The organism is Nonomuraea zeae, from assembly GCF_005889725.1.
In the GTDB taxonomy this organism is placed as follows: Bacteria; Actinomycetota; Actinomycetes; order Streptosporangiales; family Streptosporangiaceae; genus Nonomuraea; species Nonomuraea zeae.
The window spans coordinates 39,691-63,206 of record NZ_VCKX01000031.1 but is presented as its reverse complement, the minus strand read 5'-3'; the positions used below and the strand labels follow the sequence as shown (position 1 = coordinate 63,206).

General features: G+C 71.5%; 20 protein-coding genes. 8 read left to right on the top strand and 12 right to left on the bottom strand.

Features of this window, described 5'->3' with window-relative positions:
• Positions 1-236: 236 nt before the first annotated feature.
• Together ETD85_RS13245 and ETD85_RS13240 are read right to left on the bottom strand one after the other, a co-directional pair.
• On the bottom strand, positions 237-1,028 hold the full coding sequence (locus tag ETD85_RS13245; protein WP_138689967.1) for a DUF1206 domain-containing protein: 792 nt from the start codon (positions 1,026-1,028) through the stop codon (positions 237-239).
• Positions 1,029-1,116: 88 nt separating this feature from the next.
• The gene (locus tag ETD85_RS13240) at positions 1,117-2,016 is read right to left on the bottom strand and encodes a DNA-3-methyladenine glycosylase family protein (protein ID WP_138689966.1); all 900 of its coding nucleotides are present in this window, start codon (positions 2,014-2,016) and stop codon (positions 1,117-1,119) included.
• Positions 2,017-2,202: 186 nt separating this feature from the next.
• Here ETD85_RS13240 and ETD85_RS13235 point away from each other — a divergent pair, with 186 nt between their 5' ends.
• The 3 genes from ETD85_RS13235 (at position 2,203) to ETD85_RS13225 (ending at position 6,701) form a co-directional block, all read left to right on the top strand.
• A complete protein-coding gene (locus ETD85_RS13235) occupies positions 2,203-5,889 on the top strand; it encodes a S8 family peptidase (RefSeq protein ID WP_138689965.1) in 3,687 nt (1,228 codons plus the stop codon).
• Positions 5,890-6,011: 122 nt separating this feature from the next.
• Entirely contained in the window at positions 6,012-6,350 is a 339-nt protein-coding gene (locus tag ETD85_RS13230) for a hypothetical protein (RefSeq protein WP_138689964.1), read from the top strand.
• An 87-nt stretch (positions 6,351-6,437) separates the two neighbouring features.
• A complete protein-coding gene (locus ETD85_RS13225; protein ID WP_206058280.1) occupies positions 6,438-6,701 on the top strand; it encodes an antitoxin in 264 nt (87 codons plus the stop codon).
• Positions 6,702-6,704: 3 nt separating this feature from the next.
• On the opposite strand, the gene ETD85_RS13220 is transcribed toward ETD85_RS13225, so the two are convergent.
• Complete coding sequence (locus ETD85_RS13220; RefSeq protein WP_138689963.1) at positions 6,705-7,505, bottom strand: MBL fold metallo-hydrolase; 801 nt, start codon at positions 7,503-7,505, stop codon at positions 6,705-6,707.
• A 16-nt stretch (positions 7,506-7,521) separates the two neighbouring features.
• The gene (locus tag ETD85_RS13215; protein WP_240779126.1) at positions 7,522-8,841 is read right to left on the bottom strand and encodes an MFS transporter; all 1,320 of its coding nucleotides are present in this window, start codon (positions 8,839-8,841) and stop codon (positions 7,522-7,524) included.
• A gap of 169 nt (positions 8,842-9,010) precedes the next feature.
• Between ETD85_RS13215 and ETD85_RS13210 the strand changes: the two genes are divergently transcribed.
• A complete protein-coding gene (locus ETD85_RS13210) occupies positions 9,011-10,540 on the top strand; it encodes a cobyric acid synthase (RefSeq protein WP_138689961.1) in 1,530 nt (509 codons plus the stop codon).
• A 3-nt stretch (positions 10,541-10,543) separates the two neighbouring features.
• On the opposite strand, the gene ETD85_RS13205 is transcribed toward ETD85_RS13210, so the two are convergent.
• On the bottom strand, positions 10,544-11,554 hold the full coding sequence (locus tag ETD85_RS13205) for a 1-acyl-sn-glycerol-3-phosphate acyltransferase (protein ID WP_240779125.1): 1,011 nt from the start codon (positions 11,552-11,554) through the stop codon (positions 10,544-10,546).
• A 25-nt stretch (positions 11,555-11,579) separates the two neighbouring features.
• Positions 11,580-12,392: a patatin-like phospholipase family protein gene (locus ETD85_RS13200; RefSeq protein WP_240779124.1), complete on the bottom strand. Its 813-nt coding sequence runs from the start codon at positions 12,390-12,392 to the stop codon at positions 11,580-11,582.
• A 100-nt stretch (positions 12,393-12,492) separates the two neighbouring features.
• Here ETD85_RS13200 and ETD85_RS13195 point away from each other — a divergent pair, with 100 nt between their 5' ends.
• From ETD85_RS13195 to ETD85_RS13185, 3 genes are read left to right on the top strand one after another with little or no spacing between them, the layout of a single operon-like run.
• Positions 12,493-13,404, top strand: a complete 912-nt coding sequence (locus ETD85_RS13195) for an ABC transporter ATP-binding protein (protein WP_138689960.1) — start codon at positions 12,493-12,495, stop codon at positions 13,402-13,404.
• Positions 13,382-14,173: an ABC transporter permease subunit gene (locus ETD85_RS13190; RefSeq protein WP_138689959.1), complete on the top strand. Its 792-nt coding sequence runs from the start codon at positions 13,382-13,384 to the stop codon at positions 14,171-14,173. Before ETD85_RS13195 ends, ETD85_RS13190 begins: the two co-directional genes overlap by 23 nt.
• Positions 14,173-15,192: a PucR family transcriptional regulator gene (locus ETD85_RS13185; protein ID WP_138689958.1), complete on the top strand. Its 1,020-nt coding sequence runs from the start codon at positions 14,173-14,175 to the stop codon at positions 15,190-15,192. Before ETD85_RS13190 ends, ETD85_RS13185 begins: the two co-directional genes overlap by 1 nt.
• 169 nt (positions 15,193-15,361) lie before the next feature.
• Here ETD85_RS13185 and ETD85_RS13180 read toward each other — a convergent pair whose 3' ends face one another.
• The 5 genes from ETD85_RS13180 to ETD85_RS13160 form a co-directional block, all read right to left on the bottom strand.
• A complete protein-coding gene (locus tag ETD85_RS13180) occupies positions 15,362-15,982 on the bottom strand; it encodes a LysE family translocator (protein WP_138689957.1) in 621 nt (206 codons plus the stop codon).
• 5 nt (positions 15,983-15,987) lie between these two features.
• Positions 15,988-16,935: a quinone oxidoreductase family protein gene (locus tag ETD85_RS13175; RefSeq protein ID WP_138689956.1), complete on the bottom strand. Its 948-nt coding sequence runs from the start codon at positions 16,933-16,935 to the stop codon at positions 15,988-15,990.
• A gap of 166 nt (positions 16,936-17,101) precedes the next feature.
• Positions 17,102-17,671, bottom strand: a complete 570-nt coding sequence (locus ETD85_RS13170; protein ID WP_138689955.1) for a hypothetical protein — start codon at positions 17,669-17,671, stop codon at positions 17,102-17,104.
• A gap of 160 nt (positions 17,672-17,831) precedes the next feature.
• Complete coding sequence (locus ETD85_RS13165) at positions 17,832-18,719, bottom strand: Vgb family protein (protein ID WP_138689980.1); 888 nt, start codon at positions 18,717-18,719, stop codon at positions 17,832-17,834.
• A 2-nt stretch (positions 18,720-18,721) separates the two neighbouring features.
• On the bottom strand, positions 18,722-21,010 hold the full coding sequence (locus ETD85_RS13160) for an ABC-F family ATP-binding cassette domain-containing protein (protein ID WP_338087142.1): 2,289 nt from the start codon (positions 21,008-21,010) through the stop codon (positions 18,722-18,724).
• 115 nt (positions 21,011-21,125) lie between these two features.
• Here ETD85_RS13160 and ETD85_RS13155 point away from each other — a divergent pair, with 115 nt between their 5' ends.
• On the top strand, positions 21,126-21,674 hold the full coding sequence (locus ETD85_RS13155; protein ID WP_138689979.1) for a TetR/AcrR family transcriptional regulator: 549 nt from the start codon (positions 21,126-21,128) through the stop codon (positions 21,672-21,674).
• A gap of 183 nt (positions 21,675-21,857) precedes the next feature.
• Here the strand turns inward: ETD85_RS13155 and ETD85_RS13150 are convergent, their stop codons facing one another.
• Positions 21,858-23,483: a serine/threonine-protein kinase gene (locus ETD85_RS13150; protein ID WP_240779123.1), complete on the bottom strand. Its 1,626-nt coding sequence runs from the start codon at positions 23,481-23,483 to the stop codon at positions 21,858-21,860.
• Positions 23,484-23,516 lie beyond the last annotated feature (33 nt).

Here is a 23,516-nt window from a genome sequence, read left to right as displayed (position 1 = left end):
GCGTGGCGGGCTCGGTGGGGTTGAGGCGGTGCTGGCAATGTCGTAAGCGGCCAGGCTCTTCTTGCCGAACTGCAGAACGCCCTTCGTGGCGTACGCCTGCGAGGTCTCGGTGCCGTCGGACCAGTTGGCAATCTCGGTGTACCGGACACCATGCCCGGGGACAGGCACGCCGAAGGCGGGCGTCCCCGCCGCGCTTGAGCGGCAGGGACGCCCGCCTGAGAGGCAGCGGGTTCGGGTCAGGTGCGGCGCCAGCGGGCCTCGCCCATGCAGTATCCGGCGAACAGCAGCAGCCCGAGCGCCACCACGGCGAGCAGCCAGGGCCCCGCGGGAGTGTCGGCGAACGCCCTGAGCGTCGCGTCGATGCCCCCGGCCTTGTCGGGGTCGAAGGTGATGGCCGCCTGGATCACGAAGACCCCGGCCAGCGCGGCGATCACTCCGCGGGCGAGGTAGCCGGCCAGCCCGAGCCGGTCCATCACCTGGCGGGCTCGCTGCGGCATGGGCCTGAGCTGCTTGCGGAACTCCTTCTTGATCCCGTAGCGGATCCAGTAGACGCCGAGCGCCACGATGCCGAGCCCCACCGCGCCCACGATGATCTGCCCGCCGGGAAGATCGAGCAGCTTGCCCGTCAGGTCCTGGGACCGCTTGTCGTCGGAGGCGGTCTTGCCGGCCAGCAGCATGGTCAGCAGCGCGACGCAGATGAACGCGTAGACCACGACCCGGCTCCCGGACTCGGCCCGATCCTTGAGCCGGGGGGACCCGAAGATCGCCTCACACGCCTGCCACACGGTCAGCGCGGCGAACCCGACGACCATGATCCAGAGGATCACGGCACCGAACGGCAGCGCCGCGACCGTGGCGATCGCGCCGTTCTTGTCAGCCTCGCGCCCGCCGCCGCCGAAGGCGATCTGGATCGCCAGCACGCCGATCAGCCCGTAGAGCAACCCGCGACAGACCAACCCGACACGCGCCAGCTTGTCCATTGCCGGGCTATCCGCCGCCCGGCGGGCGACAGTCTCAGCCTCGCTCATGGTTTCTCCCAAGAGTCGTGAAAGACCTCGAACTGCCCTTAATCGCACGACATAGACGTGTGCCTGCTACAGCCAGCATGCACGCCGGTCAGTCGTCGGCCGGCTTCCGGTCGTCGGCGATGCCGTAGCCGGAGGCCCGGAAGAGGAAGGAGGCCCACGAGCGGTAGGGCCGCCACGCCTCGGCCAGCTTCCGGTACGCCCCCGGCGGCGCGTCCTCCGGCAGCCCGTACGCCTCGCGGAGGATGCCGAACAGGCGCGGCTCGTCGCCGGGGAAGGCGTCCGGCGCCCCCGCGCCGCGGATCAGGATGAGCCCGGCGGAGAAGGGCCCCACCCCGGGCAGGCTGCGCAGCTCGGCCAGGGCCTCCACCGGATCGAGCGCGCGCAGGTGCTCGGCGGTGAGCACGCCGTCGAGCGCCGCCCTGGCCAGCCCGCGCAGCCACTCCTCCTTCTGTGCGGGCAGCCCGAGCCCGCCGGCCTCCACCAGCGAGACCGGCGGCGGGAAGGCCGCGTAGTCCTCTCCGTCCACGGTGACCCGCGCCCCGTAGCGCTCCGCGATGCGCTGCTTGATCCGGGACGCGATGAGCATCGACGACCGCTGCACGATCACCGCCCAGCAGGCCGCCTCCCACGGGCTCCAGAAGCACACCGGCCGCAGCCCGGGGCTGTGGCGCTGCAGGTCGCCGAGCGCCGGGTCGGCCTCGCCGAGCGCGGCGAAGCCGGCGCCGTCGACGTCGAGCGAGAAGATCCGCGCCACCTCGCCCCGGATCCCGGGCCCCGCGGCCCGCGTGGTGGTCACGGAGACCCCGCCGGGCGCGCCCGTCACGCTCACGCCGATCGGCAGCCAGTCGGACTCCGCGCAGTAGGCGAAGCGCAGCGCCTTCCCGTCAGAGGGCAGCGTGCTGGTGGCCGGCCAGTCTTCGACGAAGCGCAGCGCGGCGCCGAAGTCGAACGGGCCCTCGGCGGTGAGCGTGAATCCGTGCGTGGTCATGGCCGTATGGTAGGAGGCCGCCCGGACCGGCCGGGACGCGTTCAGCCCGGGTTCGCGGGTGGCGGAAACATGCCATGGCGGCCCTCCGCCAGTAACAGCCCTTGGGGTGAAATACCCCGTTCCTGACAATTTGTCCTGCGCGGTGTGGATGATCAACCGCGTGGAGCAAAGGGAGGAACCCCAAGGATGCGACCACTTTTCCGTGTCGTCGCAGCGACCACCGGCGCGGCCGTACTCGCCTTCGGGCAGGCCGTACCCGCGGGCGCTGCAGCGGGAGATCCGCCCGCCAGGCCGGCGAGCACGCTTACGCCGCCGGTCACCCACACGCTGACGCTGGTCACCGGCGACGTCATAGAGGTGCAGACCTACGCCGACGGCCGCCAGGTCGCCGGCCCCCGGCCGGACCCCGGGCGCGCGCAGCCCGCGTACAAGACCATCGACCGGCGCGGCGACCTGTACGTGATCCCGGAGACGGCCCGCCCGCTGCTGGCCGCGAACCGGCTGGACCAGGAGCTCTTCAACGTCACCACGCTCATCGAGGCCGGGCTCGACGACGCGCACCGCGCCTCGCTGCCGCTGATCGTCAGCTACGGCCCGGCCGCCCGGCGCACGCTCGCCGCGCAGCCGGTGCCCGCGGGCGCTCGCAGGACGCGCGTGCTGGCCAGCGCGAACGCCGCCGCCGTCGAGCGCACCCCTGCGCAGGCCGCCGCGTTCTGGACCGCGCTGACCTCGGCGGCCACCAAGACGGCGGCGACGGCGACGTACGAGAAGGTCTGGCTCGACCGCCCCGTACGCGCCACGCTCGAGACCAGCGTGCCCCAGATCGGCGCCCCATCCGCCTGGCAGGCGGGCTACGACGGCAAGGGCGTGAAGGTGGCCGTGCTCGACACCGGCGCCGACGCCACCCACCCCGACCTGCAAGGCCGCATCACCGAGAGCGCCAACTTCTCCGACGCCGCCGACACCGTGGACCACAACGGCCACGGCACCCATGTCGCCGCCACCGTCGCGGGCAGCGGCGCCGCCGACGCCGGCAGGCGCAAGGGCGTCGCGCCCGGCGCGGACTTATACGTCGGCAAGGTACTCGGCGACACGGGCGCCGGCTACCTGTCGTGGATCGTCGCCGGGATGGAGTGGGCGGCGGCCCAGAAGGTGGACGTCGTCAGCATGAGCCTGGGCACCGACGACCCGTCCGACGGCCAGGACCCGCTGAGCCAGGCCCTGAACACGTTGTCCAGCCAGTCCGGCGCGCTGTTCGTGGTGGCGGCGGGCAACGAGGGCCCGGACGCGGGCACCGTCGCCTCGCCCGGCGCCGCCGACGCCGCGCTCACGGTCGGCGCGGTCAGCAAGCGTGACGAGCTCGCCGGCTTCTCCTCGCGCGGTCCGCGGCTCGGCGACGACGCGCTCAAGCCGGAGATCAGCGCGCCGGGCGTGGCCATCGTGGCCGCCCGCGCCGCGGGCACCTCGATCGGCAGCCCGATCGACGACCGCTACAGCTCGCTGAACGGCACCTCCATGGCCACCCCGCACGTGTCCGGCGCGGCGGCGCTGCTCGCCCAGCGTCACCCTGACTGGAACGCGCAGCAGCTCAAGGCCGCCCTGATCAGCACCGTCAAGCCGGTGGCCGGCGACCTCGACGCGATCGGCTCCGGACGCCTGGACGCGGGACGGGCGGTCGCCCAGCAGGTGTACGCCAGCCCGGCCACGATCAGCCGGCCCACCGTGGCGGCCGACGGCGAGGCCGGCACCTCGGCCGTCGAGATCGTCAACGCCGGTGACACGGCCGTGGCCCTCGACCTGGCGCTCGACGTACGCGACAGGAACGGCGAGCCGGCCCCCGCGGGCATGTTCACCCTCCCGGCGAACCGCGTGGACGTTCCCGCGGGAGGCAAGGCGCAGGTCACCGTGGCCGTCGACCCGGCGAAGGGCACGCGCGGCCGCTACACCGGCCGCCTGCGCGCGACCGCGCCGGACGTCGAGGTGACGGTCGCGATCGTGCAGAGCATCAGCGCGACCAGGCACCGCGTCGAGATCCCGGTCACCTACCGGGACGGCGCCGCGCCCGGCGCGGAGTCCGGCGTGGACGTCCTCGACCTGGAGACCGGCGAGTTCTACGACCTGGAGGTGCCCGAGGACGGCAAGCTCGTCGCCGACCTGCCCGCCGGCCGCTACTCGATGATGGCCACGCTGTTCGAGCGCAGGCAGGAGAGCGTGCACTCCGCCGAGGTCGTCTTCGCGGGCGACCCCGACGTGCGGATCACCGGCCCGGCCACGATCCCGATCGACGCCCGCCGCGCCGCCCAGGTCCGCCTGGAGACCGCGAAGCGGGTGGACCACTCGCAGGTCACCATCGGCCACGTCCGCTACGGCGACGGGCCCGGCCTGCACTCGTCGTGGATGCTGACCCCGGCCACCGAACGCGCCTACCTCACGCCCATGCCGAAGGCGGAGACCGGCGTGTTCGAGGTGTACCACCACTGGGACCTGTACAAGCCGATCGCCACCGCCACGGCGGGCGGCAAGGACCTGCGGCTGGTCCACATGGACTACGGACCCAGGTTCGACGGGCGGCGCGACCTGCGGGTCTATGACGGTGGCAGCCGCGAGGACTTCACCGGCACCGACCTGTCGGGCCGGCTGGCGCTGCTCACCTACCGGCCAGGGGCGGACATGTTCCCCGCCATCGAGAGCGCGGCCGCGGCCGGCGCCTCCGTCGTCGTGCTGGCCATGAACGAGCGGCCCGGCGCCCTGTCGTACTGGGGGAGCGGGCTGGCCACGCCCGCGTTCACCACGGGCTTCGACGAGGCGGCGGCGCTGCGCAAGGCCGGCCGGGTGCGGCTGGAGGGCACGTCGGTGAGCCCGTACTGGTACGACGTGCTGCGCTGGCACGACGGCGTGCCGCGGGACTTGCGGTACGAGGTCTCGCCGCGGACCATGGCACGCATCGACGCGAGCTACCACGGCACCTCTGACGAGGCCGGCTACGGCACGCGCGCCAGCTTCCGGCCCGCGGTCGGCGGCATGATGATCAAGCCGTCCCCGATCACCGGGCCGATGGAGCGCGAGGAGTGGACGACGCCCGGCGACCTGGTCGTGCGCACCAGGTTCCAGCGCTCGGGCGAAGGGGCCGAGCTGATCAGCGGTGACCGCACCTACCGGGTGGGCGAGCGGACCGGCGAGCACTGGTTCGCGCCGGGCGGCCCCGGCCAGCCGCGCAACCTGTCCAGCGCCTACTCCGAGTACGGTCTACCGGCCCAGCGCACCGGGGACGAGGTGCGGATGATGACGCCGGCGTTCGGCGACTCCGACCCCGGCCACTTCGGCTTCGTCTACGGCCAGGCGGACCAGGCGGCCTACGAGCTCTACCGCGGGGATCAGCTGATCGACTCCGGCGGCGAGCTGTACAACAGGGTGTTCGCCTTCCCCGCCGAGCGCGCGTCCTACCGGCTGGAGCAGCGCGCCGAGCGGAGCGCCGCCTGGTGGGGCACGGCCACGAAGACGGCCACGACCTGGACGTTCTCCTCGGCGCACACCGGCGAGCGGGAGGTGCTGCCGCTGCTCGCGATCGACTACGACCTCGGCGTCGATCTCCGCAACGCCGTCTCCTCCCGGGGCCGGCACACGTTCGAGTTCGGCGTCCGGCCGCCGACCGGGGCCGCGCCCGTCAAGGTCGCCGGAGCCACGGCGCAGATCTCGTACGACGACGGCGCGACCTGGGTCGAGGCCGAGGTGGACCGGCGGGGCAACGGGACGTACCGGGTCCAGGCCCAGCACAAGGGGCACGGCGGATACGCGTCCCTGAAGGTGGCCGCCTGGGACACGTCGGGCAACAAGGTCGAGCAGACGATCACCAGGGCGTTCGCGCTGAAGTGACCGTGCGGGGCTCCGCCCTTCACGGCGGAGCCCCGCACGCTGCGTAGCTATGCAACTACGGAGGGTGGCCTTAGGGTGGAGTCCTGTCCGAACCGCCATCCCGAGGAAGGGAATCTCCCGCCATGCGCGCTCGTTCCGCCGTACTCGCCGCCGGCTCCCTGGCACTGGCCCTGTCGCTGTGCGCCCCCGCCCACGCCGCGACGGGCACCTTCACCTACCGCTACCGCGACCTGAGCGGCGACCTGCGGATCGGCGGGTTCGTCAACCCGGAGAGCGGGGAGTGCGTCAACCTGTCCGAGCTGCGCGCCACCGGCGGCAGCGCCCACACGCCGCGCAACGACACCGACTCCACGGTCACGGTCTTCACGGACTTCGACTGCCGGGGCGACTACTACACGCTGCGCCCCGACGGCGGCCGGGCCTCCGAGCGCCTGCTGCTCAAGTCGGCCGTCTTCTCCTGACCCGGCGCCCCCGCGATCCCGGGTGGGCACATCATCCGAGTGTCGACGGGTAGGGGGCGACCGTAGTCTGAAGAACGGGGAACCGTGATGAGCCGCATCGGCGAATGGCTGAAGAAGGCAGAGAACCTGGCCAGAGGGCACTCCAAGCAGGCCGACCAGATCCTGGACCGCGCCGAGCAGTATGCGAAGGAACGCACCGGGCACAAGTACGACGACCAGATCGGCAAGGGTGTGGACGCGGTGCAGCGCCGTTACGGCGGAGGAGCCGACCCCGCCACCGGTGCGGGCACTGAGCGGCGGCCCGAGCAGGAGCACGAGCAGGGGCAGGAGCCGCGCAGGCCCCAGCCGTGACGTTCAGTCCTCGCTGACGAACTTCAGATAGCGATCGGCGGACCGGCGGACGGCCGCGGCGCCGTCCGTGTGGACGATGCGCTGCCACCATCCGCCGTAAACCCGGTCGAACGCGTACGGCTCCAGCAATGCCAGGGCACGCCGCACCACCTGCGGACGTTCGGGGATGTAGTTCGGGTAGCTGTACATGAAACTCATCCAGCGCCGGTCCTGGACGACCTGGAGGATGTCACCCGAGAACAGGGCGCCCTCGCCGCGGGACCAGTGCAGGACCTGACCACCCGCGAAGTGGACGCCCGCGTTGACGAGCGTGAGATCCTCGGCGATCCGATGGGTGTCGCCCTCCCAGAACACCACCGCGTCGTCCGGCCTGGCCACCCAGTCGAGGTCGGCGGCGTGCAAGTGGATCGGGGCGTCGAACGCGTGCGCCCACTCGACCATGGAGCCGTAGAAGTGGGGGTGGCTGATGGCGATGGCCGTCAGCCCGCCCAGCTCCTTCACCTGGGCGAACAGGTCGTCGTCGAGGTAGGAGACCATGTCCCAGAGCACGTTGCCGGCCGGTGTGCGGATGAGGAGGGCGCGCTGGCCGATGGCCGTGGGCGGGGCGGTGCCGATGCCCACGACGTCCGGGCCCTCCTCTTCCACGCGCCCCTTATGGCCTTCCGCCGCCAGCCCGGCCAGGCTGGTCCACTGCTGGCCGGACCAGCCGACGTACTGGCGCTCGTCCTCGCAGATCGGGCAGTCGGGCCGGGGCTCGGCGTACTGGACGCCGCAGGTGCGGCAGATGGGCAGGTCGCTGGCCATCCGATCAGCATAGGCGTCAGTGTCTGGCGGCCTCCAGGACCTTGCGCGCGTCGCGCTCGAACGAGGCCCGCGCGCCCAGCGTGAGCAGGCCGCCGACGAGCATGGGGATGACCAGGACGTACATGCCGGACAGCAGCGAGCCGAACTGGTCGGATGCGATGCCGACGAAGAGCGGCCCGAAGGCGGCGCCGGCCGTGATGAGCAGTTGCAGGACGGCGAAGCCGAGCCCGCGGGCGGAGGCGGGGACGACGTCGGCCAGGCAGGCCGTCATGTTGGGGATCGCGATCGACATCAGCGAGCAGGCCACCAGGACCAGGGCCGTGAACGCGCCGATCGAGTCCATGGCGAACGCGCCCGCCAGGACGAGCGTGCCGGCCGTGATGCCGCCGCCGCCCGCCAGCAGGCGGCCGCCCTGGCGGGTGCCGTGCCACTTCCGGCCCAGCCACGAGCCGACCAGGGTGCCGGTCAGCGTGCCCGCGACGGTGATCAGGCCGCTGAGCAGGGCGGCCCGGCCCGTGCTGACCTCGAAACCGCGCACCATGAGCGTGGGCAGCCAGAAGAAGATGCCGGCCAGGCCGAGGGTGAGGAAGGACAGACCGGCACAGACGAAGACGAGCGTGGGGATGGACAGCACCTGGCGGAACTGCTGCCAGAAGGGCGCCTTCGGCACGATGGGCTCTGGGGTGGGCACGGTCGCCTGCGGGTCGGCGTCGGCGTTGGCGACCAGCCGGTCCAGCTCGCCGCGGCGCGGCTCGCGCAGGAACCAGACGAGCACGGCCGTGAGCACGCCGGGGATCACCATGACCAGGAACGCCGTGCGCCACGAGAACGCGTCGGCCAGCACGCCGCCGAGGATCGTGCCGATCCCGCCGAGGTAGGTGGTGACGCGCGTGAGCCCGTACGCCTTGGCCCGGCTGACCGGCGGGTAGTAGTCGGCGAGCAGGCTGCCTGCGGCCGGGTTGTCGATGTTCTCGGCGGCGGCGAGCAGCACCCGCATCAGGTAGAACATCGCGAAGCCGGTGGCGAGGCCGGAGCCCAGGGTGGCCACCGCCCAGAGGAAGACGACGACCGCGATGATCCTGGTCCGGCTGAACCGGTCGGCCAGGTAGCCGGCGGGCAGGGCCACGACCGCGGCGGCGAGGGCCGCCGCGGTGGGGATCGAGCCGGCGGCGGTGTCGCTGAAGCCCCATTCCTTCTGTATGGCCGGGAGCATCCCCGACAGGAGATTGGACTCGATCCGGTCCACGAGTCCGACGATGAAGAGGACCACCAGCGGCGCCCAGCCGAATGGCGCGCGAGCCCGCGCGTCGATGGCGCCGGTGCGCGGGGAACCCAACGTCCCGACCATGCCCACCCTTTCAGTAGGGAAATCTAGAATTCCGTTCTAGGGCAACGTTCTAGCCAGAGTGGCAGAAGTCACAGCTTTCGTAAATGGCCGATTTCCGGGATATTTCGTCGTATCGGGATTCGGCGGGGCTCCGGCGGGGCTCCGATACGGTGATCGCATGGGAGACGCGCAGATCACGGGAGCGCTGCTGGTCGCGGGCACCACCTCCGACGCGGGCAAGAGCGTGGTCACCGCCGGGATCTGCCGCTGGCTGGCCCGCCGGGGCGTCCGCGTCGCGCCTTTCAAGGCCCAGAACATGTCGCTCAACTCGTACGTCACCGCCGACGGCGCCGAGATCGGCCGGGCCCAGGTCATGCAGGCGCAGGCCGCCTACCTGGAGCCCGTCGCCGACATGAACCCGATCCTGCTCAAGCCGGGCAGCGACCGCCGCAGCCAGGTCGTCGTCATGGGCAACCCGGTGGCGGACGTGGACGCGATGGAGTACGGCGCGCTGAAAGACCTGCTGCGCGCCACCGCGCTGGAGGCGCTCGACCGGCTGAGGAAGCAGTACGACGTGGTCGTCTGCGAGGGCGCGGGCAGCCCCGCCGAGATCAACCTGCGCCGCGGCGACATCGCCAACATGGGCCTGGCCAGAGCCGCGAACCTGCCCGTGATCGTGGTCGGGGACATCGACAGGGGCGGGGTGTTCGCCGCGTTCTACGGCACGGTGGGCCTCCTCGACGCGGCCGACCAGTCACACATCGCCGGATTCGTGGTGAACAAGTTCCGCGGCGCGAAGGAGCTGCTGGAGCCCGGCCTCGACATGCTCAGGCGGGTGACCGGCCGCGAGGTGTACGGCGTGCTGCCCTGGCTCGACGGGCTCTGGCTGGACGTGGAGGACTCCCTCGACCTGGACGGCCGCCGGGTCACCGCGGGACGGCCGCACGGGAGGCAGACCCTGCGCGTGGCGGTCGTCCGGCTGCCGCGGATCTCGAACTTCACCGACCTGGACGCGCTGGCCGCCGAGCCGGGCGTGGTGGTGCGGTTCGTGACCGATCCGGTCGAGCTGGACGACGCCGATCTCGTCGTGCTGCCCGGCTCCCGGGCCACGGTCGCCGATCTGGCCTGGCTGCGCGAGACGGGGCTGGCGGCGGCGATCTCGGAGCGGAGCGGTCCCGTGCTGGGGATCTGCGGCGGGTTCCAGATGCTCGGGAGGCAGATCGTCGACACGGTCGAGTCGGGCGCCGGGCGGGTCGACGGGCTGGGGAGGCTGCCGGTGCGGGTGGAGTTCGCCCAGGACAAGCTGCTCGGCCGGCCGGAGGGCACGGCGTACGGGCATCGGGTGGCCGCGTACGAGATCCACCACGGGCGGGCCACGGTCGAAGGGGGCGAGCCGTTCCTCGACGGGTGCCGGGCCGGGAACGTGTGGGGCACCACCTGGCACGGCGCCCTGGAGAACGACGGCTTCCGGCGCGCCTTCCTGACCGACGTGGCCGAGCGGGCCGGGCGGGACTTCGTACCGGCTCCTGACACGGACTTCGCCCGGCTCAGGGAGGAGCGGCTCGACGCGCTCGGCGACCTGGTCGAGCGGCACCTGGACACCGGCGCGCTGCTCCGCCTGATCCAGGACGGCACCCCGGAGGTCCCGGTCCTGCCGCCGGGCGCGCCGGAGGTCCCGGCCCTGCCATCGGGCCCGCCGGGCGCCTAGCGCTCAGCCGGTTTTGGCCATGCGCTGGGCGGCGATCCAGGCGTCGATGCGCTCCCAGTGGTCGTACAGCCAGCGGATCCGGTCCTCGCGCTCCCGTGGCACCTCGGCGGCCGGCACCCGCCACCACTTCGCGGTGATCCGAGCGCTGAAGGGTAGCTTGCGCCAGACGTCCCCGATCGTGATGAGATCGTCGAGCCCGGTGTGCGCGACGAAGATGACGTCCGCCGACGGGCACGCCTCGATGGCCGTGATCGCGCCGTTCGGGTGCGGCGGCAGCAGGTGATCCATGCCCCGCGCCCGCTCCGCCTCCTCGGCCAGCCCCTTCTCCTCCAGCCGCCTGATCGCCAGCCGGCGCCGGCGCGGGGTGAAGTTCCCGCCCTCGGGGAAGATCACGAGCGCGTCCTCGTCGCTCATCGTGGCGGAGAGCCGGCGGATCTCCTCGATGACCCCCTTGTGCCCGGCCTTGCGGGGCACGAACGCGTTCGGCAGCCGGTTGATCACCACGTCCAGCGAGGGGTCGTACTGGAGTGCGGCCTTCATGACGATGCGGGGACGCCGCCGGTAGAGCTCCAGAAGATGAAATATCAGCAGAAAGGAGTCACCGGGGCCCGCGTGCCGGGACAGCACGATGATCGGCCGGGTCAGCCGGGCGGCCTGCTCGTCATGCGTGAGCTCCGGCTCCTGGATGTCCAGCGTCAGCCGGAAGATCCGCACCGCCGCCGCGTACACCTTCGCCAGGAACCACCTGATCAGCGCGTAGTGCCGCTCCTGGCGGCGCGCACCGCCCGCCACCCACAGCCACGAGCACGCGATCAGCACGGCCGACTCCAGCGTCAGCCAGGCCACCCCGAACCAGACGAACCTCAGGCCCCTGCGCTGCGGAGGCGGCAGGCGCAGCGAGGCCGCTGCGGTGACGACGAGCCAGAACGGCAGCGTCACCAGCATGAACACGGTCACCACGATGACCAGCGGAGCCAGCACGAGCCGGCGGAGGATGCGAGGGGGGAGCAACATGGGCCTCCCTGAACGGTCTCACCTTTCATCCTGCCCCGGTCCGCAGGTAGCGGGAAGACGCTTCGTGCGCCCGATCGATGTAGGCCGAGATCTGCGAGAGGTTGCGATAGCGCAGCGGCGACAGCGGCTCGGTGACCCCGGCAGGCAGCACGTGCACCTCCACCCCCGGCGGCAGCGTGGCCATGTCCTCGGCGAAGCGGTGCCGGCGCGCGATCTCGAAGGCCACCATGCCCACCTCCCAGAAGCGCCGCGGCGGTGACAGCGGCCGCTCGATCCGCCCGACGTGCAGCACGTAGACGCGCTTGGCACCGAGCTGAACGGCCCGCCCGATCGGGATGCTGTGCACCAGGCCGCCGTCGTAGAAGTGCTCGCCGCCGACCACCACGGGCGGCAGCAGGCCGGGCACCGCGCACGAGGCCAGCACCGCGTCCACCAGCGGCCCCTCGGTGAACCAGTGCGCCGCCGCCCGCTCCACCGAGGCCGCCACGCACTGGAACGGCACTTCCAGCTCCTCGATCCGGGAAACCCGCACGGTCTTGCTCAGCAGCTCGCGAAGCGGGCTGATCGGGTGCAGATGGGTACGGGTCTTGGCCAGCGTGGACAATCGGGCGACCCAGGAGCCGGCGAACGCCGTACGGACGACATCCGAGCGCCACAGGGACGTCAGCCGGTCCACCGCCTCGGCGGGGGCGGCGGCGATGAGCGCGCCGTTCAGCGCCCCCACGGACGTGCCCACCACGAGGTCGGGGCTGATGCCCGCCTCGTCGAGGGCCTGCAGCATGCCCACCTCGTGAGCGCCGAGCACGCCGCCGCCACCGAGCACGAACGCGGTCTCCACATTCCCCACCCTCTCCTTGCCGCGTCCCGGAAGCAAAGCCATCGGCAGCCTGCCGAACCCGTCCGGTGACGGGCCGCCCGGCGCGCGGGACGATGCCGCCATGACAGCAGTGGTGCAAGCCGAAGGGCTGACCAAGTATTACGGCAGGCGCCGAGGTCTGGAGGATCTCACGCTGGAGATCCAGCCGGGGGAGATCTTCGGCTATCTCGGGCCGAACGGCGCGGGGAAGACCACCACGCTCAGGTTGCTGCTCGACGTGATCAGGCCCACCCGGGGCACGGTACGCGTGCTCGGCGCGGACCCGCGCGACTCCTCCGTCCGGGCGCGGATCGGCTACCTGCCGGGCGAGCTGGCGCTCGAAGGCCGCGAGCGGGCCAGGGACTACCTGCGGTTCCTCGGCCAGGTGCGCGGCGGCGTGCCGGAGTCCCGCATCCACGAGCTGGCCGAGCGGTTCGACGCCGACCTGTCGGTGCAGATGCGCAAGCTCTCCAAGGGCAACAAGCAGAAGGTCGGGCTGATCCAGGCGTTCATGCACGAGCCGGAGTTCCTGATCCTGGACGAGCCGACGGGCGGGCTCGACCCGCTGGTGCAGCACGAGTTCCTGGCTCTGGTCAGGGAGGTGCGCAAGTCCGGCCGTACCGTGCTGATGTCCTCGCACGTGCTCGCCGAGGTCGAGAGCGTCTCGGACCGGGTCGGCATCGTACGTTCCGGCCGCCTGGTGGCGGTGGAGGACGTGGCGGCGCTGCGCGAGAAGGCGGTGCGCCGGGTCGAGCTGCACTTCGACGCGCCGGTGCCGCGGGCGGCCTTCGAGAGCCTGCCCGGCGTGCGCGACCTGCGCGTGGAGGGCGCCAGCGTGCACTGCACGATCGACGGGCGCCCGGACGCGCTGATCAAGGCGGCGGCCCGCTTCACCGTGGTGCACATGGTCAGCGCGGAGCCGGACCTGGAGGAGATCTTCCTGACCTACTACAGCGACGAGGAGCGGCACCATGATCGCCAAGAGTCTGCGTGACAACCGGCGGGCGCTGATCCTCTGGTCCGTCGGCATCAGCCTGTTCATGTGCCTCTATCTGGGCACGTACGCCAGCGTCAAGCTCAACCCCGAGACCTACGGCCAGGTCGCCATGGACAAGTTCCCCGGCGCCCTGAAAGATCTCATGGGCGGTCTCCAGGACTTCGTGAGCGGCGCCGGCTACCTGCAGTCGGTCGTCTACCAGCTCTTCGTCCCGGTGCTGTTCATCGTGTGCGCGACGCTGCTCGCCAACCGGGCCATCGCGCAGCCTGAGGAGACCGGCACGCTGGAGCTGATCGTCACGCTGCCCGTGGACCGGCGGCGGCTGGTGCTGGAGAGGTTCGCGGCGCTGGTGGCGGGGATGCTCGTGGTGGCCGGCGTGACCCTGGCCGTCGCGTGGGCGATGAGCCAGGCCGTCGAGATGGGGGTGCCGTTCGACCGGATGCTGGCGGCGCACACGGGGGTGCTGCTGCTCGGGCTGCTGTTCGGCACCGTGGCGCTGGCCGTCGGCGCGGCCACCGGGCGGCGGCTGGTCGCCTCGGCCGTGGTCGGGGTGTGGGTGGTGGCCGGCTACATGGTCGTCACGATCGGCCGCGACGTCGACGCCATCTCGTGGCTGAAGTGGATCTCGCCGTTCCACTACTACGCCGAGGGCAGGCCGCTCTACGAGGGGCTGCCGGTGGGGGACTACCTTGTCCTGGCGGGGGCGACGGCCGTGCTCGCGCTCACTGCGGTCCTCGCGTTCGACAGGCGCGACGTGGGAGTGTGATGGCGATCTCCGAGATGCCCGCCGACCTGCTCGGCGGGCATCGCAAGGTGCTGGCCGAGTCCGCCGCGACCGGGCGCTTACCGGATCGCGCCGCGCTCGACGCCTACCGCGCCGCGGGCACGCGGGCCGCCGAGCTCGGGATCCCGCTGCGGCTGCTGGTGGACGGCGCGCTCGCGGACGGCGAGGGACTGCCTGGGGCGCTGCCCGCGCTGCGCAAGGCGGTGTCGGCGCTGATGGAGGGGTACGAGCGGGCCCAGCTCGTCGCCATCCGCACCGAGGAGGCGGCGCGCAGGGAGTTCGTGGACGACCTGCTCCAGGGGCGGGCCGAGCGGCTGGCCGAGCGGGCGGAGCACTTCGGGCTGCGGCTGGCCGAGTCGTACGTGGTGGCCGTGGCCAGGGGCCTGCGCGAAGGCGACCAGGAGCGGATCGAGCGGGACCTGATCGCCAGGTTCGGCTCGCACAACGTGCTCGTGGCCGTGCGCGACGGGCTGCTGGTCTGCGTGGCGCCCGCGACCCTGCCGGCCGCGGTGGGCGAGTTCACCCATCACGTACGCGCCCGCTTCCCGGCCGGGTGGCGGGTCGGCGTGGGACGGGCGCACCGGGGGCCGGGCGGTGTGGTGGCGTCGTACCGGGAGGCGGCTCAGGCGCTGGAGCTGGCCGACGGGCTAAAGCTCAAGATCGACGTGGTCAAGGCCGCCGACCTGCTGGTGTTCCCCGTGCTGTTGCGCGACAGGAGCGCCATCGAGGATCTGGTGACGAGCGTGCTGAGCCCGTTGCTGGGGGCGCGGGGCGGGCACGAGCCGCTGCTGGAGACCCTGGAGGCCATCTTCGCCTCGCACGGCAACCAGACGGCCGCGGCCCGGCGGCTGGGGCTCAGCCCGCGGGCGGTCACGTACCGGCTGGAGCGCATCCGCCGCCTGACCGGCTTCTCGCCGGACGACCCGACGCAGCGCTTCACCCTGGAGACGGCCGTCCTCGGCGCCCGCCTGCTGGGCTGGCCCGCCGGCTTCTCCTCCTGAGACCGCTGCCGGACGTGCGCCGACCGGCGGTGGGGCTTCGGTGGGGCTCCGGCGGGGCTTCGGCCGGCCGTCGATGAGGGCCGATCGGACGCCGGCGCGGGGCTCAACCGTCGGTGAGCGCAAGCGGGACGACGGGGCGGGGGCTCGGCCGTCGGTGAGCGTGGGGGGCTCAGCCGTCGGTGAGCGCCAGCCGGACGCCGAAACCGACGATGACCACGCCGGTCAGGCGGTCGAGGAAGCGCCGCACCGCCCGTGTGCGCAGGAACCCGCTCATCAGCGACGCGAACCCGATCAGCACAACACTCCACACCAGCCCCTCGGCCACGTGCACCCCGGCCAGCAGCAGCCCCATGACCGCGTGCGGAGCCTCGGCCGGGATGAACTGGGGCAGCATCGCCACGTAGAACGCCCCGACCTTGGGATTGAGCAGGTTCGTGACCAGCCCGCGGGTGAACCCCTTCCCGAACCCCACCGCCTCCTGCTCGGGCACGCCCTCCGCGCCGTCCTTGGCCAGCAGCATGCGCAACCCCATCCACACCAGGTACGCCGCACCGGCCCAGCGCAGGACGTCGTAGGCCGTCTGCGAGGCCGCCAGCAGCGCCGACAGCCCCGCCGCGGTCAGCACGCCCCAGACGAGCGTGCCGAGCTGGATGCCCAGCGTCACGCCCCAGGCCGGGCGCCGGCCCGCCAGCAGCGACGTACGCAGGATGAGGGCCGTGTCCAGGCCCGGGGTGAGCGTGAGGAGCGCCACCACGGCGGCGAACGACCAGATCGATCCGGCGATGTCCATGATGGTCAGGGTATGAGGATGAGCTTCCCGGTTGTCCGGCGGCCCGCGAGGTCTTCGTGCGCCTGGCGTACCTCGGACAGCGGGTAGCGGTGCGAGACGTTGATGGCGAGCTGACCCGAGGCGATCCAGCCGAACAGGTCGGAGGCGCGCTGGAGCAGCTCGGCGCGCTCGGCGATGTAGTGGACGAGCGTGGGCCTGGTGAGGAAGAGCGAGCCCTGCTTGTTGAGCGTCTGGGGGTCGATCGGGGGGACCGGGCCGCTGGCGGCGCCGTACAGGGCCATCAGGCCGCGCGGGCGCAGCGCCTCCAGCCCGCCGTCGAACGTGGCCGCCCCGACGCCGTCGTACACCACGTCGATCTTGCCGCGCAGGGCCTCGGCGAAGTCCTCGTACCGCAGCACCTCGTCCGCGCCCGCCTCGCGGGCCAGCTTCTCCTTCTCGCTGGTGGAGACGGTGGCGTAGACCTTGGCGCCCTTGAGCTTGGCCAGCTGGACCAGCAACTGCCCCATGCCGCCGGCTCCGGCGTGCACGAGCACCTGGTCGCCCGCGCGTACCTCGTGAGTGGAGTGGGTGAGGTAGTGGGCGGTCAGGCCCTGCAGCATCGCCGCGGCCGCCACCTCGGCCGGCACCCCGTCCGGCACGGGCACGGCCCGGTCGGCGGGCACGACGGCCTTGTCGGCGTAGCTCCCGAGCACGCTGGCCCAGGCCACGGTGTCGCCCACGGCGACCCCTTGCACCCCGGGGCCGAGCGCGGAGACGGTGCCGGCGCCCTCGGACCCGATGGTGGTGGGCAGGCTGAGGGGATATGCGCCGGAGCGGTGATAGATGTCGATGAAGTTCACGCCGCTGGCGGCGACGTCGACCACGATCTCCCCGGCGCCGGGGACGGGGTCGGGTCGCTCGACGTATTTGAGTACCTCGGGGCCGCCCTGGGCGGAAATGGTGATGGCATGCATGCCCCTAGTCAACTCCGCCTGCGCCCGCATGTGCCACCCGCCCCCGGCGCTCGGCGCGCCCGTCACCGACCGCTTCGCCGTCGGGCCGTCGGGCCGTGGGTCGGTCAGCCGTTCACCTGTTCACCAGTTGGGCTGGTCGGCGCCGCGCGCCACCCGTCCCGCATTCTCACGTGGAGACGGAGCCACAACCGTTGCCGAGGTAGGCGAGAGTGGCATCCCCTATCCTGCCCCATTCCTGATTATTGCCCGCGTCGACGATATATCTGACGCCTTCCAGAAGGATTCCCGTGGCAAGAGCCCGGCAAGAGACCCGCTGCGTGTTTCCACCGCCTGTGCCGCCATTCTTGAGCGCATATCCAACGGTGATGAACGCATCGCCCAGGAGACCCCAGGATTGGAGGAGTTCCGAGAAAGCAGGATTACCCTCGGCCTGGCTGCTCTGGATGACGAAGCTTCCCCACTGCCCGACCTCCTGGCCGTCCACCTCGTAGCCGTACTCCTCTGACGCCGAGATGCTCCCCGTGAGCGTGGCCCGCTCGGAGTTTTCGGCGATGGCCAGCGTGATGCCGCCCGAGAATGCAGCGGTGAGGTTTCCCACCTCTTTTCCGTCCTCGCTGAAACCGGTGATGACCAATCCCGAGTCGCCGTCGGAAGCCGTGCACCAGGAGATGCCGGTGGCGTTCTGGAATTGCTGGGGTGCGGGTACGACGATCAGCACATCGGCATCCTGGCCCACGGCGGCATCCCTTTCACACGGGCGACGTTTGCAGGGGCATTCCTCCCCTCGCCCCAATGCCCGACACGTGGGGGTGCCTAAAATACGTGTTTCCTCATGCTCTCTCGAGGACAAGTGCGGCTCATGCGTGTGTCCCACACATCAGTCGCGGTCAGACGGGTCAAGCTCCAGCGATCCGGGCCAGGGCGCCCGCCTCCAAAGCCACCCAGATCGCCCCGTCCGGGCCCACTGTCAGCCCGTGCGGCTCGGCCTTACGCGCCGCTCCATCGCCCTCCCCGACCGTCTCAACCGTCCCGAACTCAGGGAGCGGGTATTCCTTGATGTCGCCGTCGGTGGTGATGCGGCCGAGTCGGTTGGCGCCCCACTCCGTGAACCAGAGGGCGTCGTCCGGACCCGTGATGATGGCATGCGGACGAGCGGCCCGGTCCGGGAGTGGAAATTCGGTGATCTTGCCGGACGTGTCGATCCGCCCGACCTGGCCCGCACCGATCTCGACGAACCAGAGCGCCTCGTCCGGCCCGCACGTGATCCCGACCGGCGCGGCCCCCTCCGTGGGGAGGGGATGAACGCTCACCTCGCCCGACAACGAGATGCGCCCGATGGCGTTGCCCTGGTTGAGGGTGAACCAGAGAGCCTCGTCGGGACCAGCGGCGATGAAGGAGGGCATGCCACCCTCCACCGGCACATCGAACGCCGTCAGGATCCCGTCGGGCCCGATGCGGCCGATCCTTCCCGGCTCCATCTGGGTGAACCACATGGCGCCGTCAGGGCCGGCGACGAGCCCGTACGGTGAACTCGTCGGGTAGGCCGTCACCTGCCCGTCGGCGGTGATGCGGCAGACCCGCCCGCCCTTGTACTCCGTGAACCACATCGCCCCGTCGGGCCCAGGCGTGATCACGGTCGGCAACCCGTCGGCCGGGTCGAGTTGATGGATCTCCGGGTCCTGTCCGGGCACCAGCCTGCCGATACGCCCCTGGTGAACGAGCGTGAACCAGAGCGCCCCATCGGGCCCGGCCGCGATGCCGTACGGTGCGCCTTCGTCGATCATGGTCAGCATATGCGTCCCCCTGAGAGCTGGATTTCGTTTCCTCGAAAGCGCCGGTTGAGCGCACGATCGTGCGACACCACGACGAGTGCGCCACGGTAGTCGGCGAGTGCCTGCTCAAGCTCTTCGGCCAGGACCGGCGACAGGTGGTTGGTCGGCTCGTCGAGCAGGAGCAGGTCGTATTCGCCCGCCAGCAGCCGGGCCAGCGCCAGGCGGCGCCGTTGCCCGACCGACAGCGCGCCCACCTTCTGGTCGAGCGTGTGCGCCTTGAAGAGGCCGGTGCGCAGCAGGGCCGCCCTGCGCTCGTCCGGGTAGCCGTACCCGTAGGCGGCCGGCACCGTCAGGTCCGGGTCGAAGGTGTCCTCCTGCAACAGGTGGCCGACCCGTCCGCGAGCATGCTCGGCGATGGTCCGCAGCAGCGTGGACTTGCCCGCGCCGTTGGCGCCACGGACCAGCAGCCGATCACCGCTCCCGATGGTCAGCGAGCGAATGTACAGCCGGTCGCCGACCTGGACGTCGCGCAACTCGACAAGCGCACGCGAAGCCGCTGCCCGGCCGCCAAACGTGCCCGAGTCGTCGGGTCGGCTGCGGAGCGTGCCCGACCGTTGGGGTCGGCCGCCGAGCGGGCCCGACTCTTCGGAAGGGCCGCTGGACGTGCGCGTCTCTTCGGGACGGCCGCCGAGCGGGCCCGACTCTTGGGGCCGGTCGCCGGACGTGTGCGACTCTGCGGGACGGCCGCCGAGCGACAGCGAGTCTCCGGGCTGGTTGCCGGACGTGCGCGACTCCTCTGGCTGGTTGCCGGACGTGCGCGACGCCTCTGGCCGGTTGCGGGGTGCGCGCGAGTGCTCCCGCGGGTTGCCGGTCGTGTGCGAGTCCTCCGGGCGGCTGGTGAACGTGCCGTGGAAGCGGAGCGGGTCCGGGGGCCTCGGCACTGGGTTTTCCTCCAGCCTGCGCAGCCGCTCGTACGCGTTGCGCACCCTGCTGGCCACCGAGCTCTGCACCCGCCCCGCGTTCCGGTCGTAGGCCATCTTGTTGTTGTCGCGCATCACCCGCCCAGGCGCCACTCGATGGGCGGTGGTGGCCGTGTGCTCCCGCAACTGCCGCAGCTCTTCCTGCCAGGTCGCGTACGACTGCTCCCAGCGCGCCCTGGCCGCCGCCTTCGCGGTGAGGAAGCCCGTGTAGCCGCCGCCGAAGCGGGTGATGGAGCCCTCCTCCACCTCGAGCACCGCCGTGGCGATCCGGTCCAGGAAGATGCGGTCGTGGGACACGACGACCACCGCGCCCCTGTGCTCGCGCAGCCGGTCTTCCAGCCAGGTCAGCGCCGACTCGTCCAGGTGGTTGGTCGGCTCGTCGAGCAGCAGCACCCGGGGCGCGGCGGCCAGCACGCAGGCAAGGCCAAGCCGCGCCCGCTCGCCACCCGACAGGCTCGACAGAACCCGCTCCCGACCCACGTGGGCCAGCCCGAGGCCGTGGAACGCCTTGTCGACCCGCGCGTCCGCCTCATAGCCGCCCCGCAGCTCAAACGCCGTGAGCAACTCGCCGTACTCGTCCATGACGTCGTCGGTAAGGTCGGACTCCAGCTCCCGCATCCTGCGCTCCATGGCGCGCAGGTCACTGAGCGCGGCGTCGATCGCCTGTTGGACCGTGTGGCCGAGCACCGGGTCGACCGATGGGCCGGGCGTCCGCTCATGCGAGCTAGGCGAATCGAGCGACTGTCCGCGCGCGTGCGTCAGGTCGTGGCCCTGTCCGTGCACGTGAGGCAGGTCGTGCGTCTGCTCGTGCACGTGCGAAAGGCCGTGCGCCTGCTCGTGCAACAGGTCGTGCGTCCGGTCGTGTGCCGGGTGCGGCGTTCGTTCGTGCGAGCAGGCGTACTGGAGGTCCTGTGTCCGGTCGTCCGGGCGGTCCTGAGTCTGGTCGTTCACACGGTCGTCCGGGCGGTCCTGAGTCCGGTCGTTCACACGGTCGTACGGGCGGTCCAGAGTCTGGTCGTTCACACGGTCGTATGAGCCGTCCTGCGTCCGGTCGTTCATGTGGTCGTACGGGCGGTCCTGCGCTCGTCCGTGCGGGAGGTTGAGCGTCTCCTCGAGGGTCTGCCCGAGGTAGCCGGCGTCCTCAGGCACGGTGACCGTGCCGTCGTCGGGGCGCTCGATCCCGGCGAGGAGCCGCAGCAGTGTGGACTTGCCCGAGCCGTTCTCGCCGACGATGCCCACGCGCTCGCCCGGCCCCACCGACATGCTGACGTCGGTGAGGACGGCCCGCTCGCCGTAAGACTTGGAAACCCTTTTGAGGCTGATCAGGATGGAACTCCAATCGCAACTGTTGTAGCTTTACTGTGCCACGCAGGCGACGTTAACGCAACTGGAGTAGTTTTTGGAATCGAACAAGCGGCCAGGCGGGCGAAGTGCGCGGGTGCGCGACGCCGTACGGCAGGCCACGCTCGGCGAGCTGGCCGAGCACGGCTTCAGGGGTTTGACGGTCGAGAACGTGGCCGAGCGGTCAGGCGTGCACAAGACGACCGTCTACCGGCGCTGGGGGAGTGTGGCGGGGCTCATCTCCGATGCGCTCGAACTGGCCAAGGACGAGCCGTGGCCGATCCCCGACACCGGCTCGATCGAGGGCGATTTGCGGGGCATCGTCCAGCTGGTGCGCAGCGGGTTCGACGATCCGGAGCTGGGGCCGGTGTCGGCGGCGTTCGTGGCGGCCGCCGTACAGGACGCAGATGCGGCCCGGGCGCTGCACGAGTTCTTCGTGGCCCGCCACGAGCAGTCGGCTGAGGTGGTGCGGCGGGCGATCACGAGAGGTGAGCTGCCCGATGTCATCGATGTGCGAGAGGTGATCAGGGTCGCGGTCGCCCCGGTCTACTACCGGTTGTTCGTCGCGCACGAGCCGGTGACCGAGCGGGACGCCGACCGGGCCGCCGACGCGGCACTCGCCGCAGCCCGCGCCGGCGTCCTGTAGGCAGGCCGGGAGCCGGCCAGGGGTCCGTGGCCGGTCGGGACGGGTGCTCCGTATCCGGTCGGGAAGGAGGTCCCGTACCCGGTCGGGACGGGGATTCCGAACCCGGACAGGACGGGGATCCCGTGGCCGGACAGGACGGGATTCCGTGGCCGGACGATAGCCGGTCAGTGGCCAGAGCTCGGGTCAGGGTTCCTTCTGGCCGCGTAGCTCGAAGTCGTCGAACGTGGTCTTCAGCAGCGACTCGCTGCCCTTGGGCGTGCGCGCGAACACCCCCACATACCCGTTGCCGATGCCGTTCGGGTCATCCACCTCGTGCACCTGCCGATCGTTCACCCACATCGTCAGCCGCACGGAGGACCCGGACTGCGCGCACGACGCCACGATCCTGGCCTTGCCGGGCAGCCCGTCCACCTGTACGGGCTGGGCCAGCGTCCCGCCCGACCCGTTCACGATCCGGCGGATCCGGGCCTTGCCGGTGGTGTCGAGGGCGAACTCGTAATAGGTGTCGTCATTGTCGGAGTTGTGGCAGTAAATGCCGTACTCGCCGGTCCCGGTCGACTTCTTCACCTCGGCGGTGGCGGCGACGACGACGGACGAGGGCAGCATCGGCGTGGGCGTGGCAGAGGGGTCCGGCGTGGTCGTCGGGGTGGCGATGAGGAAGGGGATGGGAGCCTTGGTCCGCCGCTCCTCGTACCCGTCCTCCACGTCCAGCCCGTACGTCCCGTCGGTACGGTAGCCGTAGCTCGCGCTCTCGTCGGCATCGTAGATCCCGTTCCAGCCGCCGGAGGTCTGCGTGAAGTCCTCGCGATAGAGAACGGCCAGGTCCTCGGGCGGCCCGCCGGGCCTGAGCGCAGCCCAGGTGGCCACGGCCCCGACCACGACCACCGCCGTGGCCGCCGCGAGGACGCCGATCAGCTTGCCACGCCGCTTGGTCCCGCCGGGCGCGACGCCGGTGAACGGCGTGGTCGCGCGCTGCCAGGCCACCTGTACGGTGTGCGCCGCCTGCTCCGGCGCGGCCGAGCGCCCGACGAGGTGGTCGAGCAGCTGCTGAGCGGTCGGCCGGAGGGCCGGATCCTTCTGCAGCGCGGCCCTGACCAGCTCGCGCAGGCCGGGCTCGACCTCGTCCAGCTTCGGCTCGGTGTTGAGCACCTGGTAGACGATCGACGGCAGCGTGTCGCCCCCGAAGGGCGCCCGTCCGCTCGCCGCGAACGCCACCAGGCAGCCCCACGAGAACACGTCGCAGGCCGGCGACACCGGCTCGCCCCGCAGCACCTCCGGAGCCATGTAGCGAGGCGTGCCGACCAGCTCGCCGGTGCCCGTGACGCCCCCGAGGGTGTCGAGCGCCCGCGCGATCCCGAAATCGATCACCCGCGGGCCGACGGGGGACAGCAGCACGTTGGACGGCTTGAGATCCCGGTGCACCACACCGGCTCCGTGGATGGCGGTGAGCGCGGTCGCCACGCTGACGGCCAGCGCGTCGAGGCTGGAGCCGCGCAGCGGGCCCGACTGGCGTACGGCCTCCTCGAGGTTCGGCCCCGGCACGTATTCGGTCACCACGTAGAGCTGCCCGCCGTCGAGTGCGGCCTCGATCACCGCGGCCGTGCAGAACCTGCGCACCCGCTGCGCCGCATCGGCCTCCCTGCGAAAGCGCATGCGGAACTGCTCGTGCTGGCTGAGCTCCGGGTTGATCACTTTGACGGCGACCCGCTGCCCAGCAGGGTCCTCGGCGAGATGGACTGTGCCCATCCCACCCCGGCCCAGCACGCTCAGCAACCTGTAGCGCCCGATGTGGGAGGTTTCACCGTTCACGCCGCGCAAGCTTACCTACACCAGGCCCGCTGC